Here is a 16011-nt window from a genome sequence, read left to right as displayed (position 1 = left end):
ATATTAACGTTCAATGAAACTTTATTATCGCAGTTGTCCTGTTTTTTATCGCAGACCCATCATTTATTATCGTTCCCGACGAATTTACTATCGCTTAAGACGATTATATTAACGTTCGCCCCAACCCAATACAAAAAACCCCCGCACATCCGCGGGGGCACCACTACCAAAACTTATCCTAACAGCTCATCCACTGTCTTATATTCATACTCTAAATCACGTGCTACAGCCTCATAAGTTACATACCCATTCAAAACGTTCACTCCAGCCTTCAAGGATTCGTTACCCGCAACTGCTGCAGCTACACCCTTGTTTGCTAGCTGCAATGCATAAGGAATCGTAACGTTTGTAAGGCCAACTGTTGAAGTACGTGGAACGGCACCTGGCATGTTCGCTACCGCATAGTGTACAACTCCGTGTTTCACATAGGTTGGGTTATCGTGTGTTGTGATGTGGTCACATGTTTCAATGATTCCACCTTGGTCAATCGCTACGTCTACCACAACACTGCCATCTTTCATCGATTTAATCATCTCTTCCGTTACAAGCTTCGGCGCTCTTGCACCCGGTATGAGAACTGCACCGACTACTAAATCCGATTCTGCCACTGCTTCTGCAATGTTAACAGGGTTCGACATCATCGTATGAATGGTATTTCCAAAAATATCATCGATTTGGCGTAAACGCTCTGCACTTACATCCATGATTGTAACGTCTGCGCCTAAGCCAATCGCAATTTTCGCCGCATTCGTCCCTACTACTCCGCCACCAATTACGGTTACTTTTCCACGTTTTACTCCTGGGATTCCACCTAGTAGAATTCCTTTTCCGCCTTTTGGCTTTTCTAGGCATTGTGCACCAATTTGGGAAGCCATTCTTCCTGCAACTTCACTCATAGGGGTTAACAAAGGTAAAGATCGTCCAACGGCTACGGTTTCATAAGCAATCGCTGTAATTCCACTGTCAACAAGCGCTTTCGTTAAGCTCGGCTCTGCTGCCAGGTGTAGATACGTGAATAAGACGAGGTCTTTTCTGAAATATGGATACTCTTCCGCTAATGGTTCCTTAACTTTGATGACCATTTCTGCCTTGCCCCAAACATCAGCGGCTTGGTCAAGAAGAGTAGCTCCTGCTGCTTGATAATCTTCATTTGTGAATCCACTACCAAGTCCAGCATCTATCTCCACATACACTTGGTGACCTGCTTTCACAAACTGGTCCACGCCCGCTGGTGTAATTCCGACTCTGTTCTCATTGTTTTTGATTTCCCTTGGAATCCCAATAATCATGATATTTTCCTCCAATACTGTATGGTTTAATTATGTAAAGAAAACGACATGGGAGAGCACTTATGTAAGCGCCCTCACCCATTATAACACCTTATTAAATAATTCCTAGTAAATTAACATACACAATAATAATCGTAATTGGAACAACCCATTTCATCGCAACTCTCCATAGCTGAAACCATACTGGAGATAAAGAAGTAGATAAATAAAATTGCTCTTCTACCAGCTTACGGTCCATTCGATAAATAATAAACAAAGCAATTAATAAACTACCTAATGGTAATAAAATGTTGCTCACTAAATAGTCCGTTGCATCAAATACTGTTTTGCCGTAAATCGTAAAGTCACTAAGCGTGCTCATGGAAAGAGCTGCTGGGATACCCGCAACAAACATAATAACTCCAGAAACCCACGTTACGTTTTTCCGTCTACGTTTCCCACTTTCCGTAAATGCAGACACGATAATTTCGAGCAAACTAAATGAGGATGTTAATGTTGCAAAAAGGAAAAGTAACAAGAAAAGACTTAAAAAAACCTCACCAAACGGGATTTGGCCAAATACTGTAGGTAAAATCATAAATAATAATCCTGGACCTTCTGCTGGCTCCATTCCGAATGCAAAAACGGCTGGAAAAATGGCTAAACCTGCAAGTAAAGAAACGAAAATATTCATGATGACAACAGAAGACGCAGCTCCAGGAATACTAACATCTTTCCCAAGATACGAACTATATGTCACCATACAAGAGAACCCAACCGCTAATGCAAAGAAGGATTGACCAAGTGCATATAAGATACCTTCACCCGTTAGTTTTGAAAAATCCGGTTGCAAGAAAAATTCAATACCTACCATCGCTCCATCGAGGGTTAGCGATCTGACCACTAAGATTAAAAAGAAAACAAACAGTAACGGCATCATATATTTACTCGCTTTTTCGATTCCATTTCGAATTCCTAGTGAAATGACTAAAACATTAATGAATAGAAAAAGGGCTAAACCGAGTAAAGTCATAGCTGGAGATCCCGTAACTGCTCCAAACATTTCCGGATAGTTAGCTCCCTCTTTGATCACACCACCGACGAGAGATTGAGCTGTATAGATAAGTACCCAACCTCCGACAACACTATAAAACGATAACAGTAGAAAGCATCCGAGTACTCCTATTTTCCCCACTACATTCCATTGTGACCCTGGTGCTAGCACCTTATAAGCGGTAATTGCTTCTTTTTTTGCACCTCGTCCAATGACAAACTCGGAAATTAGTAAAGGTAAGCCTATCAAAACAGTAAATAAAATAAAGACTAGAAAAAATGCTGCCCCACCATTCATTCCTGCTACGTAAGGAAACTTCCAAATGGCGCCTAATCCGATAGCAGCACCAGCTGAGGACATAATGAACCCCAGCTTCGATGACCATTGTTCACGATTCATACGTTCACTCTCCTTGTTTAAATTTCGGTTCGAATATCCCACAGCTCTGGGAAAAAACGATGATCTAACACGCGTTTTAAATAGTTCACTCCGGAAGAACCACCAGTTCCTTTCTTAAAACCTATGATTCGTTCTACCGTTTTCATATGACGGAATCGCCACTGTTGTAGCCAATCTTCAATATCCACTAACTTTTCCGCAAGCTCGTAAAGATCCCAATACTTGTCAACATTTTCGTAAACTTCTAACCAAGCTTTTCTCACCGATTCGTTTCCATCATACGGTTTAGCAAAATCTCGGTTAACTACCTCTTCATCAATGACAAAACCTTCTCTTGCTAGCTTTTTAATCGCAACATCGTATAATCCTGGCGCATGAAAGGCTGTCGTTAGTTGTTGATGTAGCTCAGGATCCTTTTCATAGATTTTAAGAACATGTGGAGTTTTGTAACCTAATGCAAATTCTATCATTCTATACTGGTAAGATTGAAATCCGGAGGCTTGGCCAAGGGAATCTCGGAATTCCATATACTCGGATGGTGTTAATGTAGAAAGAACATCCCAAGCTTGAATGATTTGAGTTTGCGTCTTGGAAACCCGTGCTAACCGCTTAAATGCAGTAGACAAATCATCTTGTTCAATGGATTCAATGGCTGACTTCGTTTCATGTAAAATAAGCTTCATCCACAGCTCGCTTACTTGATGGGTAATAATAAATAACATCTCGTCATGGTGATTGGACAATCGGTTTTGACTGGACAAAATGGAATCGAGCTGCAAATAATCACCGTACGTCATATTCTTTTTAAAATTTGTATGAATGTTCGTTTCTCCATCATAAGCTAGGCTTCGTTTTTTTGATGTATCGCTCATGATTTCCCCTCCTAACATGTTTATAGCGGTCGTACTACGGCACGAACCGGACTTCCATCTGCACCTTGGATGGCTAGTGGCAGTGCAATCAATTCGTATAAACCTGGTGTTATATCATCAAGTGCGACATTCTCCAAAATATGAATGCCCTGTTGAAAAAGGTTGTGATGTGCTTGTAACTCTTTACTATTCAGGTCATCTACAGACGGTACATCCACTCCGACAAGAGTAATCCCATGCTCTCTTAGAAAAGGAGCGAGTTGCGGATCAATTACGGGAATGTGTTCAGGAAAATGATTTGGCTCACTTTCAGTCTTCGTTTTGAATAGCACTTTGCTTACACTAGCTAACTCGGTCTCTTGCAAAAGCTGACTGCTTAAAGTGGACGTCCCTGTCGCGTCAACTACTAATGTTATTCCAATAAAATCGTTGATGTCCGATTGTTCGATTCCCGGACCCTCGTTGTCAAAGTGAAAAGCAGCATCCACATGCGTTCCTGTATGCAGGCTTGTTGTGATTTTCCCAATATTCACAGATCCTGTTTGTTCTTTCGTAATCGATAGTTCATACGAAAAGGAAGTGTCACCGGGCCAGTGAGCGATATGATTGGTTAACGGTTGAGAAATATCAATCCATTTCTTTTTCATTCGCTATGCCACCACTCCACGTTTATTCTCAAACTTTTTGTATTGCTCTTCGTCCATAATTTGTTTTAATACTTGAACCGTTTTCCAAACGTCTTCAAACGTATTGTACAACGCTACAGGTGCTAAGCGAATTCCATTTGGGGCACGAAAATCTGGAATAATTCCATTTGCTTTTAATGCTTTACAAATACGCGCCGCTTCTGGATGCTCAATAAACAAGTGCCCGCCTCGCCTATTTTCCTCTAAAGGGTTTCGCATTATAAAGCCATAGGTTGATAGTTCCTGTTCAAAGAGCTTCATCATATAGGAAGTTAGCTTTAATGATTTCTCACGGATTCTCGTAATGCCAGCTTCCGTGAACATTTCCAATGCCCCAATTAAAGGTGCCATACTTAAAACGTGCGGTGTACCAATTTGATAAGCACCAGCATGCTCTTCCGGTACCAATTCATGATCCATATCAAACTGATTTTCCTTCTTTGAGCTAAACCAACCTGCCAAACCAGGTACTTTTCCAAAATGCTTGCGGTTCACATACAAAGCACCAACCGAGCCCGGTCCTCCATTTAGGTGTTTATACGTACACCAAAATGCAAAGTCTACTCCCCATTCACTTAATTCATGCGGGATAGAACCGATGGAGTGACATAAATCGAACCCAATAATAATACCTCGTTTATGCGCTTCTGTCGTAAGCCGCTTCATGTCTAAGATTTGCCCACTTCTGTATAATATACTGGACAACACAATGACAGAAATAGTGTTATCCATCGCAGCAATAATATCTTCTTCCGACAAGGTATGGCCATCCCGACTTTCTACTCGAACTAAATGTTCTTCCGGGTCAAAGCCTTTTAGCCGGAGCTGACTTTTCAAGGCATAGATATCACTCGGAAAAGTAATCGTATCGGCTAAAATCTTCGTTTTCTCTTCTTTCGGTTGATAAAAAGTCGCAACGAGCTGATGTAAATTACCTGTAGTGGAAGCGGTTACAATTATCTCGTCAGAAAAAGCACCGACTAAGGGAGCCATCTTCTCTCCCAGTTTTTCAGATAGATAAAACCAAGGGTGCTCCCCTTCCGTCCAACCATCAATACCATGCTGTTTCCAGGCTTCCACGATCTCTAAAAGGGATGCCTCGGATCTCTTGGACATTAATCCTAAAGAGTTCCCATCGAGATAAATCCCATTTTCTTTGGTGTAAAATTCTTCTCTGTACTTATAAAGCACATCTTGTGCATCAAGCTTTTTTGCATATTCTAATGAAGCATTTTCCATATTCATGACCCTCCGCTGTCTGAAAAAATAAAATTCTTTTGACAATTGCATTATATTATTTAGATGATATAGTGTCAATGACATAATATCATAATTGTTCGACATATTGTCACGATAGAATAATACCAGTAAAATAGACTTTATGAAGAACCGACAGGAAAGGAAGAAACCTTATGATGGAATCAAAGGAGCACTTAACGAATAGACAGATTCAAGCTAAGCAAACCCGAAACAACATAGTCGAAGCAGGACGTGCCGTATTTTTAAAAGTTGGTTTTCAAAAGGCAACGATTTCTCAAATTATTAAAGAAGCGAATACTGGCTATGGAACTGCTTATGTCTATTTCAGTAACAAAGACGAACTGTTTATTGAAATCATGACAACATTGATGAATCGTTTTTATGAAGTTGCAGAGCTTCCTTTTACCCCTACCTCTTCCCAAACCGCCCATGAAATGATTTCCAATCAAGTGAAGCTTTTTCTTTCCTTAGCGATGGAAGAAAGAGCAATGATGCAGGTCGTAAAGGAAGCAATTGGTACTTCTGAAGAAGTGAACAAAAAATGGACTGATATTCGCGAACGATTTATTGAACGAATCGCTCAAGATATTCAGTTTGCACAAGATCACGCACTGGCAAAGAAAAACCTTGATCCCCATCTCGTTGCACGCGGTTGGTTTTATTCCAATGAAATGTTCATGTGGGAAATCGTAGAAGGTTCCCCTTACAAGATGGAAGATATTATTTACAATCTTACCAACATGTACACGAGCGGTTTATACATGCAAAACTAACAAAATCCATTACTATTCGGAGGATTGTCCTCTTCGATATCACGTTCCTATCCCTGTACCTTCTAATCATCTCAAATGTTGATATTTTTCAAACAGCACTAGGCGAACCTGGTGCTGTTTTTTATTTGTCCATTATTCGTATAAAAATTATGGAAGCTAGGGAAAATAAATGTGATTCTTAAAAAAGGAGATGTAGCAATATGCGAAAAATCATTTTCTACTTAACGCCGCTCGTTATAATTGGTGTTGTCCTGTCTGGATGGAGCCCTGGGCAATCAAGCAAAAAGGAAGAAGTACAAAGTACCATCAATCAAATTAACGCCCACTCCAAAGAAGCTGGCGTTGCTAGTGAGTCCAAGAATGACCAAGAAATTATGTCAGGAATAAAATCCGTTGTCGCTACATTAGCTCGATTGGAAAGTACTTTAGTCGATAACCCTGATAAAGTGCAACGTATCAAAAAGCAAGGGAAAGCATTAGAAGAGAACTGGGATGTCATCGAGAAACTCGTGGAAAAAAGCTATCCAACCGATTACAAAAACATAGAAGAAAGCTTATATCCATTGCTATCCCATTCTCAGAAAGAAAAACTAGAAATAGACAAAATGAAAGGGTTAGTAAAAGCAACAAAAACGAAACTAGAAGACTTCCGTACTAAGTTGTCTTCTAAATAATACTTTTGAAATGGCTGTCCATCCTATGGTAGCCATTTTTTATTTTGACGCAATCTTCCTCTCTCGTTATGCTTAAAGAAAACGTAAAAGGAGCTACTTTCTATGGAAAAACAATTGGATCATATAGGGATTGCGGTTCGACAGCTCGATGATAGTATCCAATTCTATGTAGATGTATTGGGAGGTACTTTAATAGATCGGTATCGAAGCGAAGCAATAGGCGTGGAAAGCGAAATAGCCATTATTGACATTCAAGGTCATCGAACAGAACTCCTTTGCCCGACCAATAATACGACCTCCCCTATCGCCCGTTTTATCAAGCAAAAAGGAAAAGGTGTCCATCATGTAGCTTTTCGAGTGGATGACCTGCCCCAAGCTATCGAGGAACTAAAGCGAAAAGGAATTCGGGTTTTGGAAAATAGTCAAAGAACAAACAAGCATGGTCGCAGACTGATTTACTTAAACCCAGCAGATACAGAAGCAACCATAATCGAATATTGTGATTATCCAGAACAGCCATAAGCGGATTTCTGGACTCTCCCCAGAAACAGGAGTATTATTTCTACTACTTAGATTTAATCTAGTAGGAGTGATTATTATGACAAGCAAACAATTTCATCATACACGGTTATCCGTTTTAGATCTCGCCCCTATTAAAGAGGGAAGTGATGCAAGCCTATCTTTTCGAGAAAGTGTAGAGCTTGCTCAGCATGTGGAAAAATGGGGCTTTCACCGTTATTGGTTAGCCGAACACCATAATATGCCTGGGATTGCGAGTTCTGCTACTTCCGTTGTGATTGGGCACATTGCAGGCGCAACCAACCACATTCGAGTTGGTTCAGGTGGTGTCATGCTCCCTAACCATGCCCCAATCGTGATCGCTGAGCAGTTTGGTACATTGGAATCCATGTATCCAGGAAGAATTGATTTAGGTCTTGGTAGGGCACCAGGAAGTGATCAAGCAACAGCCTATGCCCTACGCAGAACTCTTCATAGTAGTCCAGAGGATTTCCCGCTGCAAGTGGATGAATTAGAGGATTACTTTAAAGGAACAGCCAGAGTTCGCGCCTTTCCTGGGGAAGGCTTAAGCATTCCAATCTGGTTATTAGGTTCAAGCGGGTTCAGTGCTCGGCTTGCTGCTGAAAAAGGACTACCTTTCGCCTTTGCGAGTCATTTTTCTCCTGACTACACGATGTCTGCACTGAAAATATATCGGGATAACTTCCAGCCTTCCGAAATGCTTCAAGAACCCTATGCAATGGTTGGAGTGAATATTATCGCTGCTGAAACAGAGGAACGAGCAAAATGGCTTGCTACTTCCCAACAACAACAGTTTTTAAGCCTAACACGAGGACAACCAACAGCACTGAAGCCTCCTGTTGAGAGCATAGAAGAAGTGTTTACCGTTCCGGAACAAGCTGCTATCTCCGAGCGACTAAACTCCGAGGCTACCATGATTGGTGAACCTGAAATGGTCAAACAAAAGCTTCAACAGTTCATTGAAAATACACAAGCTAATGAAGTGATTATTAATACGCAAGTCTTCCACCAAGAAGACCGACTTCGCTCCTATGAGTATGTGGCGGATATGATGGAATAAGGTTGAAAGCTATAAGCAGTTTGCTTGTAGCTTTTATTTTGTTTAACATTTAAGTTTACTTAATTATTAAGTGTGTTGTATAATGTTGGTGAGGTGATACATATGAAGAAAAATTCCTTATTGCATATGGAAATTAAGCAACTCAGCGATCTAATCAGTCAGTTATTTTCTGATGAAATACGCAACCTTGTGAAAGATGAAGAATTCGTCCGCCTTTCCTCCAAACAACTAATGTTACTAGATTTGTTATATCAGAAGCCCCTCACAATGAACGAAATTGCTGAAGCGTTTCAAATGACGGCAAGCGCAGCGAGCCAACTAGTGAAAAAACTTGAAGCGGACAACTACGTAAAGCGAGAAATCAACTTAGAGAACCGCAGAGAAATTCACGTTTTATTAGATACTAAAGGAAAGCATTATAATCAAAAACTTGAAGAGATGGAAATGTATATCTTGGATAAGTACTACGGCAAATTGGAGAACGAAGACCTGATTCAGTTAAAGGACATCCTTGGTAAGCTTTATCATATTGCCGTGGAAGAACAATAAGAACGACTTTTAGGTTTTTAATACGTTGGTTAAATCAATCAAAAGGAGTGAGTGTCATGCAAGTATTATCAAAACGAAATGTTAGTTACACCATTCTTTTATTAGCTGTTCTTGCTTCCAACTACGCTTTGTATCGAATACCGGAAATGAAACCTATACCTGATTTAGCTGTCCTTGGCTCTTTTTTTGACTTTTTAGTTGTTGTTCCAATCCTGATTTATTTCTTTATCATTCGCCATCGTTTCTCCAAAAAGTATATAGCTGCTACTGTCGTATTAGGATTCGGCGTCGCTTCTTTTATCATTCCAGATGTTTACTTTGAGAGATTTTCTTTTCTAGGATATATCGTCATCGTGCCAGAGCTTCTCCTTATTGGTCTAGAGCTTTACCTCATTTACTTTGTCATCATGAAGTTCCCTAGTCTTTGGAAATCTATGAAACAATTACAGCAGGACAGCTCCCTTTTTCGAATAAATATTCAGGAAGTCATGTCAGAAAAATTTAAGGATAAAAAGTTTGTAGCTTTGTGGGTAACCGAATTTTCTCTTTTTTATTACGCCTTCTTCTCTTGGAGAAAAAAAGCAGAGCATCCAACAGGAACCATGTTTACCTATCATAAACAAACAAGCGCTATTGCTGTTTATGTATTTCTTATCCATGCCATTGTATTGGAATCTATCGGGTTCCACTTCCTTGTCCACCAATGGAGTCCCATTGCAAGCTATATTCTACTAGTCTTTAATATTTACGGTATCATCTACTTTCTTGCTGAGATACAAGCAATAAGACTTACCCCTTTCGTGCTTACAGACAAGAAACTCTACCTTTATGTAGGGTTTGCAAAAGGAATGTCCGTCGATCTTAATCAAATCAATAGTATCGATTATTATCAAGGGCCTGCAAAGCTATCCAAGGATGACCAAGATAATGGGTTTGATGCTAGAGTTACGGATATGGATTTGGAACCAAGTAAACCAACCTTTGTAATGACTCTCCAGAAGCCACAGGAATTAAAGATGATGTACGGCTTTTCACGAAAGGTAGATCGAGTTTTCTTAAATGTGGATCAACAAGAAGCATTTTATTCACAACTTAAAGCTGCGTTAGGTCATTCTTAACACGGTTCGAGAGGGCAACTAGCATAACGAGATATCCCCATTTTGTGGGATATCTTTTTTGGTGGAACTCCTTTTTAAATTCACGTTATAATAAAGCATATTCGCAACTAATATAGAAAGGGTTTTTACCATGATCCTACTCATCGATCATTATGACTCGTTCACATACAATCTATTTCAATACTATAAACAGCTTCATCCCGATGTCCTTGTCGTTCAACAAGATGAAATTACGGTGGAACAAGTGGAAAAGTGGAATCCAGATTTAATCGTTCTCTCCCCTGGTCCTGGTAATCCTAAGAACTGTCCGGCCAGCCAAGCGATCGTAAAAGCTTTCTATCAGCAAATCCCTATTTTAGGTATTTGTCTCGGCTTACAAATTATCGTGGAAGTATTTGGAGGAACGGTTACCAAAGGGATTCAGCCGATGCACGGCAAAAGAAGCTTGATTACTCATGATCAAAAAGGAATTTTTAAAGAGGTTACTGATTCGATCTATGTTACTCGCTATCATTCCTTAATTGCTTCCCTGCAGGATTTCCCTGCTGACTTAATCCTTAACTCGATGTCAGCAGATGGAGTGATTATGGGCGTGCGCCACTCAAAGTTTCCTTTGGAGGCAATCCAGTTCCATCCTGAATCAGAATGGACAGAATACGGTTTCCAAATGGTTCGAAATAGCTATGAACAAGCATTGGCTTGGCATAAAAATCGGGAGGGGCTAGCTTATGAATCCGCATCTATTATTTGAGTTTGCCGACAAAACTGGGAAAGTTACACCCCTTCATTTTCACAATCCGCTTCGTATCTATCAAACGAACCATATATCGGAAGTAAAAGAGGTCATGGAAAACATAGAAAAGGAACTAGAGGCAGGCTACTATGCAGCTGGTTATGTCTCCTATGAAGCTGCTCCAGCATTTCTCCCAAAATGTAAGGTTCACCAGGAGCCAGATCTTCCACTCCTTTGGTTCGCGATTTTTGAAAAGCCGAGCGAGGAATATTCGGAGTCACTAGGTTCTTTTTCCGTTTCAGAGTGGAAGTTGAACTCTACGACCGCTGATTACCAAAAAGGAATCTCGGAAATTAAACATGCAATAAAAATAGGGGATACATACCAGGTCAACTATACAGCAAGGTTAGTGTCGGATTTTCATGGAGATGATTTTTCCTTTTACAAACAACTTGTCCAAAAACAACAAGCTTCCTACAGCGCTTATATAAATACAGGACGTCATCGGATTTTGTCTGTCTCTCCAGAATTATTTTTCCGAATAGATGGCTCTAACATCACGACGAAACCTATGAAGGGTACGGCAAAGCGTGGCCGTTACCTAGAGGAAGATCTAAGTCAAATTTCTTATCTGCAAAACTCCGAAAAAGAAATGGCGGAAAATATCATGATTGTGGATTTACTCCGTAATGACATTGGTCGTCTAGCAAAGCCTGGTAGTGTAAAAGTAAAGAAGCTGTTCGAGGTGGAATCATACCCTACTGTTCACCAAATGACATCGACAATTGAGGCAGAGCTTGAACCATCTACGACTGTATTTGACTGGTTTCAAGCCTTATTTCCATGCGGATCCATTACAGGAGCACCAAAGCTACGGACAATGGACTATATCTCGGAACTAGAGACTTCTCCTCGCGATGTATATTGTGGTGCTATTGGGTTTATTACCCCAGAACAAGAGGCGGTATTTAATGTGCCGATTCGGACTGTAATGATTGATACCGAAACGAACAAAGCCACCTATGGGGTAGGTGGCGGTGTCACCTGGGATTCCACAGTCGACGGAGAATATGAGGAACTGTTTGCAAAAGCTCGAGTTTTGACAGAAAAGCCTACTCCAGACTTTTGCCTTTTAGAATCCATTTTGTTAGACAATGGAACATATCCTTTATGGTCTTACCATAAGAAACGGTTGGAAAATTCAGCATCCTATTTTAACTATGTAGTGGATTGGTTTAACATTGAAAAAAACTTAAAAGAACTCGCTCAGGAGAACCAATCGGGATGTTATAAAATAAGACTAATAACGAAACAATCCGGAAAATATCGTTTAGAGAGCGAAAAATGTTCTATATTGAAAGGACCCATCACCAGCTCGTTGGCAAAGTCCCCTGTCCACCGAAATGATCGATTTCTCTTTCATAAAACAACCAATCGTACGGTTTATGAACTGCATCAAAAACAAGCTCCGTCTTATAGTTTTTCTCCCCTTTTATGGAATGAAGAAGGAGAACTGACAGAGTTTACGATTGGCAATCTTGTAGTCGAGCAAAATGGGAAATTTTATACCCCACCAGTTGAATGCGGTTTACTAGCTGGAACCTATCGTCAGCAGCTTCTTGATGAAGGGAAAATCAAGGAAAAGATTTTGAGAAAAGAAGATATTCCACAGTTTGATCGTATTTGGTTTATTAACAGTGTGCGAGGCTGGATTGAGGTTCAAATCCAATAGAGAGCATTTGTTCAACCTTTGGAGGATTCAGTTCTTTTGTAAACTGACACGGTGTTTAATCCTATCTAATACCATAACAATCACGAAAGCCACGCTCTAAGTGATCTACCAACAGTGTTACTTAGATAAATAATTGCTAATGGTTAATAACTAGTAGGAAACACCAAGAATTTCACATTCATTTTTATTAGGAAATTCAATATTTGGAAATTAGGAATCCATAAATGTTAATCATTCAATTTCTAACTGAACACTATTTACATGTTCGAAACTTACTTTTAACAGTATTAATTTTTTCAGTTCTTCTCTTTCTTCTCTCAGCAAGAATCTCTTGTTGATCCCTTGTTCGAACTGGTCTGGCTTTTGTACTTAAATCTATTATTTTTTTGTTGCTCATTCTATCTTCTCCTAACACTTTTTTATAGTTTGTCCAATGCTTGAAATATCCATACAAAAAAAAGCATGGTTATTAAAGTACTATTAACCATGCTTTTTCTTTAGAACAAATTTATTTTTGAAATGTTTGTTTGCCTTGATTAGTTGCAGCTATCTCATTGCGAACTTGTAGAATGGCCCTTACCTCGGCATTTACAGAGCTAATACGCTCTTTTCTTCTTTGACGCCGTTTTTCAAATATCTCGCTTTGCTCACTAACAGGAACTGCAACAACTTGTCCTTTTTTAATTGCCATAAGACCCATCCCCTTTCCCACTATTACTAGTGTTAGTATAAATTATCTGACATAAACCATGTAACATGCTGAAAATTACTCTTTGGTCAATTATATCATCTGTAAGAGCCAAAAGGTATCCTCTTCTATTAACGGAAGGTACAATTTGTAAAGAGATAATCCAAGTCTCATTATTCTTATACACTATATTCATACGATATGAAACAATAAAGTGTCCTTCTTTTGGTTCAATTTTAAATAAGTTTTTCTGTTTTTGTGCAGCCTCAACTATAGATTGTATCCAACGGTTATGATGTTTCCTAGATAAATTAATAGTTAAAGGATTTTGACCTGTTGTTCCTTCGTCGGAAATTTGTGTTAAAATATTCTCATCTTTCTTATAGAGAGTAAAACCAGCTATTAATTTCAAGTCTGAATAATTACACTGTCCTCTCCCAATACGATGTAATATAATATGTAACTCGTGGAATAATTCGACTAGAAATTGTATTCCATCCTCATACCATTTTATCTCTTCTTCCAAGTCTTCAATGAGCTCGTTATAGGCTTCAATAGCAAGTTCCTCTTTTGACCTAAGTTCACCAATTTCGTTACGTAGCGCTTCTTTTTCCCGATTGTACTGTTTTGTAATTACATTTACAACCTCTAGTTCATTTTGTTGATTAGTTAGAATTCCATTTACATATTCGGCTAAGCCCATATAAGAAAATTGCTTGTCGTAAACAGAATGATTCAATAAGTCAAATTCATGTTTCCTAAATGTTTTATATGCTGGTAAGTAAAAGTAAGGGTGATGTAAATTAAGCATCCTTTTTAATGAAACTGGTAGCATTATAGAAAGGAGTAGTACAAAACCTCCTAAAAGAATAAAAATACTCCAAAAAAACTCTATCCCTTGTAAAAATGAAATGATCCCAACAATAACGCCGCCTACAATAGGCAATATTGATAAGTTTAAAACATTGAAATCATTTATTTTCAACACCGGCTTATAGAATGTTTTTAAATCTTTTAAAAATAAAATGCTAGCTTGTCCTATCCAATGAGGTGAAACATTTGCCCTTGCTTCTTGTCTTTTAAAACTATCTAATACTTTATCCATACTTGGCGCTACACTAAATAAAAAACTATGGTAATTCGGTTTATCCACCATATGATTCCTCTTTCCCTAAAATATATGAGATTACTATACATTTATTAAATAATGTAGAATCTTCTAGAAAACCAGATTTATTACTAAAACACCCTCTTCAAATTTATCATTGCGAAAGTATTTTTACCATTATTTTTTTAAAATTACACTTTTAACCAATACAGAATAAAGAATTGGTTAAATAACTTATTAATTTGAATTTTTCTAGTACTGGATTCAGGATAAAGCTTTATTTTCACCTCTCTATATAAGAAGGGAGCTTAGACAATCTAAGCTCCCTTCTTTGTTAGCGCACTTTTTCTTTTTCTTTCTTAATTTGCTTACTACGTAATTGTCCACATGCTGCATCTATATCCGTTCCGTGCTCTGTACGGACACCACAATTAATTCCTTCGTTCAATAGCACTTCGTAAAACCCAACAATGGCATCCTTATAGCTACGCTCATATTGAATGTGTTCACTTACCGGGTTGTACGGAATTAAGTTTACATAGGATAAATGACGTTTATTCTTGAGTAGATTCGCGAGTTGAAGAGCTTCCTCTTTATGATCATTGACATCCTTCAAAAGAATGTATTCGAACGTAATTCTACGATTTGTCTTTTCCAAATAGTAATCGATTGCCGGCATCAATTTTTCAAGCGGGAATGCCTTGTTTATTTTCATGATACTCGTACGAAGTTCATTGTTAGGTGCATGTAAAGAAATAGCAAGGTTCACTTGAATGTTCTCATCCGCAAAGTCGTAGATTTTATGGGCTAAGCCACTTGTGGAAACGGTAATATGTCTTGCACCAATGGAAAGTCCGTTCTGATCATTAATGACACGTAGAAAATCCATCAAGTTGCTGTAATTATCAAATGGTTCCCCGATTCCCATTACTACAACGTGACTGACGCGTTGGTCTTTTCCAACCTCATCGAGATGCTTTTGTACATTCATAATTTGCTCTACAATTTCTCCGCTAGATAAATCTCGGTTTTTGGATAAAATCCCACTTGCACAGAACGTACAGCCAATGTTGCAACCTACCTGTGTGGTCACGCAGACTGAAAGACCGTAGTGCTGTTTCATTAAGACTGTTTCGATGAGATTCCCATCCTGTAACTTGAACAAGAATTTTACCGTTCCATCCTTGGACACCTGTTTGATTTCCTCTGTTAAGGTGTGTAAAACAAAGTGATTTTCTAGTAATTCCGTACATTCTTTATTTAAATTCGTCATGGCTTCAAAATCTGTCACTCTTTTTATATATAACCAATCCCAAACTTGCTTTGCACGGAATTTTTTTTGACCGTGCTCTACAAGCCACTCTGTTAACTGTTTGAATGTTAATCCATAAATGGATTCTTTTTTCATGTATGACCCTCATTTCGTAACTTTTCAATATGTCTATAGTAACGGAAAGCAACGCTTACAAGCAAATTGTTTCTTTCATATGGGTAATA

Annotated in this window: 17 protein-coding genes; 8 read left to right on the top strand and 9 right to left on the bottom strand. The window is 38.9% G+C overall.

The genetic code is table 11. The annotated features are described in order from the left end of the window. Window positions 1-173: 173 nt before the first annotated feature. The 5 genes from ald to kynU form a co-directional block, all read right to left on the bottom strand. Entirely contained in the window at window positions 174-1289 is a 1116-nt protein-coding gene (gene ald, locus KO561_RS07230; protein ID WP_231096442.1) for an alanine dehydrogenase, read from the bottom strand. Between the two features lie 94 nt (window positions 1290-1383). Then, window positions 1384-2721 carry a sodium-dependent transporter gene (locus KO561_RS07225; RefSeq protein ID WP_231096441.1) on the bottom strand — a complete coding sequence of 446 codons (1338 nt, stop codon included), beginning with the start codon at window positions 2719-2721 and terminating at the stop codon, window positions 1384-1386. A gap of 17 nt (window positions 2722-2738) precedes the next feature. Continuing rightward, window positions 2739-3593 carry a tryptophan 2,3-dioxygenase gene (gene kynA / locus KO561_RS07220; protein ID WP_231096440.1) on the bottom strand — a complete coding sequence of 285 codons (855 nt, stop codon included), beginning with the start codon at window positions 3591-3593 and terminating at the stop codon, window positions 2739-2741. A 20-nt stretch (window positions 3594-3613) separates the two neighbouring features. Further along, a complete protein-coding gene (kynB, locus tag KO561_RS07215) occupies window positions 3614-4240 on the bottom strand; it encodes an arylformamidase (protein ID WP_231096439.1) in 627 nt (208 codons plus the stop codon). Between the two features lie 3 nt (window positions 4241-4243). After that, window positions 4244-5524, bottom strand: coding sequence for a kynureninase (gene kynU, locus KO561_RS07210; RefSeq protein WP_408004846.1), 1281 nt, complete (start codon window positions 5522-5524; stop codon window positions 4244-4246). A gap of 170 nt (window positions 5525-5694) precedes the next feature. On the opposite strand from kynU, the gene KO561_RS07205 reads away from it, so the two are divergent. The 8 genes from KO561_RS07205 (at window position 5695) to pabB (ending at window position 12718) form a co-directional block, all read left to right on the top strand. Next, window positions 5695-6312, top strand: coding sequence for a TetR/AcrR family transcriptional regulator (locus KO561_RS07205; protein WP_231097064.1), 618 nt, complete (start codon window positions 5695-5697; stop codon window positions 6310-6312). A 200-nt stretch (window positions 6313-6512) separates the two neighbouring features. Next, window positions 6513-6986 carry a hypothetical protein gene (locus KO561_RS07200; protein WP_231096437.1) on the top strand — a complete coding sequence of 158 codons (474 nt, stop codon included), beginning with the start codon at window positions 6513-6515 and terminating at the stop codon, window positions 6984-6986. A 102-nt stretch (window positions 6987-7088) separates the two neighbouring features. After that, window positions 7089-7508, top strand: coding sequence for a VOC family protein (locus KO561_RS07195; protein WP_231096436.1), 420 nt, complete (start codon window positions 7089-7091; stop codon window positions 7506-7508). Between the two features lie 76 nt (window positions 7509-7584). Then, window positions 7585-8586 carry an LLM class flavin-dependent oxidoreductase gene (locus KO561_RS07190; RefSeq protein WP_231096435.1) on the top strand — a complete coding sequence of 334 codons (1002 nt, stop codon included), beginning with the start codon at window positions 7585-7587 and terminating at the stop codon, window positions 8584-8586. Window positions 8587-8688: 102 nt separating this feature from the next. Next, entirely contained in the window at window positions 8689-9135 is a 447-nt protein-coding gene (locus KO561_RS07185) for a MarR family winged helix-turn-helix transcriptional regulator (protein WP_231096434.1), read from the top strand. Between the two features lie 56 nt (window positions 9136-9191). Continuing rightward, window positions 9192-10253, top strand: a complete 1062-nt coding sequence (locus KO561_RS07180) for a hypothetical protein (RefSeq protein ID WP_231096433.1) — start codon at window positions 9192-9194, stop codon at window positions 10251-10253. Between the two features lie 130 nt (window positions 10254-10383). Further along, window positions 10384-11004: an anthranilate synthase component II gene (locus KO561_RS07175; protein ID WP_231096432.1), complete on the top strand. Its 621-nt coding sequence runs from the start codon at window positions 10384-10386 to the stop codon at window positions 11002-11004. Beyond that, entirely contained in the window at window positions 10982-12718 is a 1737-nt protein-coding gene (gene pabB, locus KO561_RS07170) for an aminodeoxychorismate synthase component I (RefSeq protein ID WP_231096431.1), read from the top strand. The genes KO561_RS07175 and pabB overlap by 23 nt, the downstream gene beginning before the upstream one ends. 253 nt (window positions 12719-12971) lie before the next feature. Here pabB and KO561_RS07165 read toward each other — a convergent pair whose 3' ends face one another. From KO561_RS07165 to rlmN, 4 genes are all read right to left on the bottom strand, one after another. Next, window positions 12972-13115, bottom strand: a complete 144-nt coding sequence (locus tag KO561_RS07165; protein ID WP_231096430.1) for a hypothetical protein — start codon at window positions 13113-13115, stop codon at window positions 12972-12974. A 111-nt stretch (window positions 13116-13226) separates the two neighbouring features. After that, the gene (locus KO561_RS07160; RefSeq protein ID WP_231096429.1) at window positions 13227-13409 is read right to left on the bottom strand and encodes a hypothetical protein; all 183 of its coding nucleotides are present in this window, start codon (window positions 13407-13409) and stop codon (window positions 13227-13229) included. Further along, window positions 13399-14562 (bottom strand): hypothetical protein, encoded by a 1164-nt coding sequence (locus KO561_RS07155; protein ID WP_231096428.1) that lies wholly within the window; start codon window positions 14560-14562, stop codon window positions 13399-13401. The genes KO561_RS07160 and KO561_RS07155 overlap by 11 nt, the downstream gene beginning before the upstream one ends. A 286-nt stretch (window positions 14563-14848) precedes the next feature. Next, the gene (gene rlmN, locus KO561_RS07150; protein WP_231096427.1) at window positions 14849-15922 is read right to left on the bottom strand and encodes a dual-specificity RNA methyltransferase RlmN; all 1074 of its coding nucleotides are present in this window, start codon (window positions 15920-15922) and stop codon (window positions 14849-14851) included. Between the last annotated feature and the right edge of the window lie 89 nt (window positions 15923-16011).

The sequence above is a fragment of the Radiobacillus kanasensis genome (assembly GCF_021049245.1).
GTDB classification, from domain to species: Bacteria; Bacillota; Bacilli; order Bacillales; family Amphibacillaceae; genus Radiobacillus; species Radiobacillus kanasensis.
The sequence above is the reverse complement of the archived record's forward strand: the minus strand, read 5'-3'. Positions and strand labels throughout refer to the sequence as shown.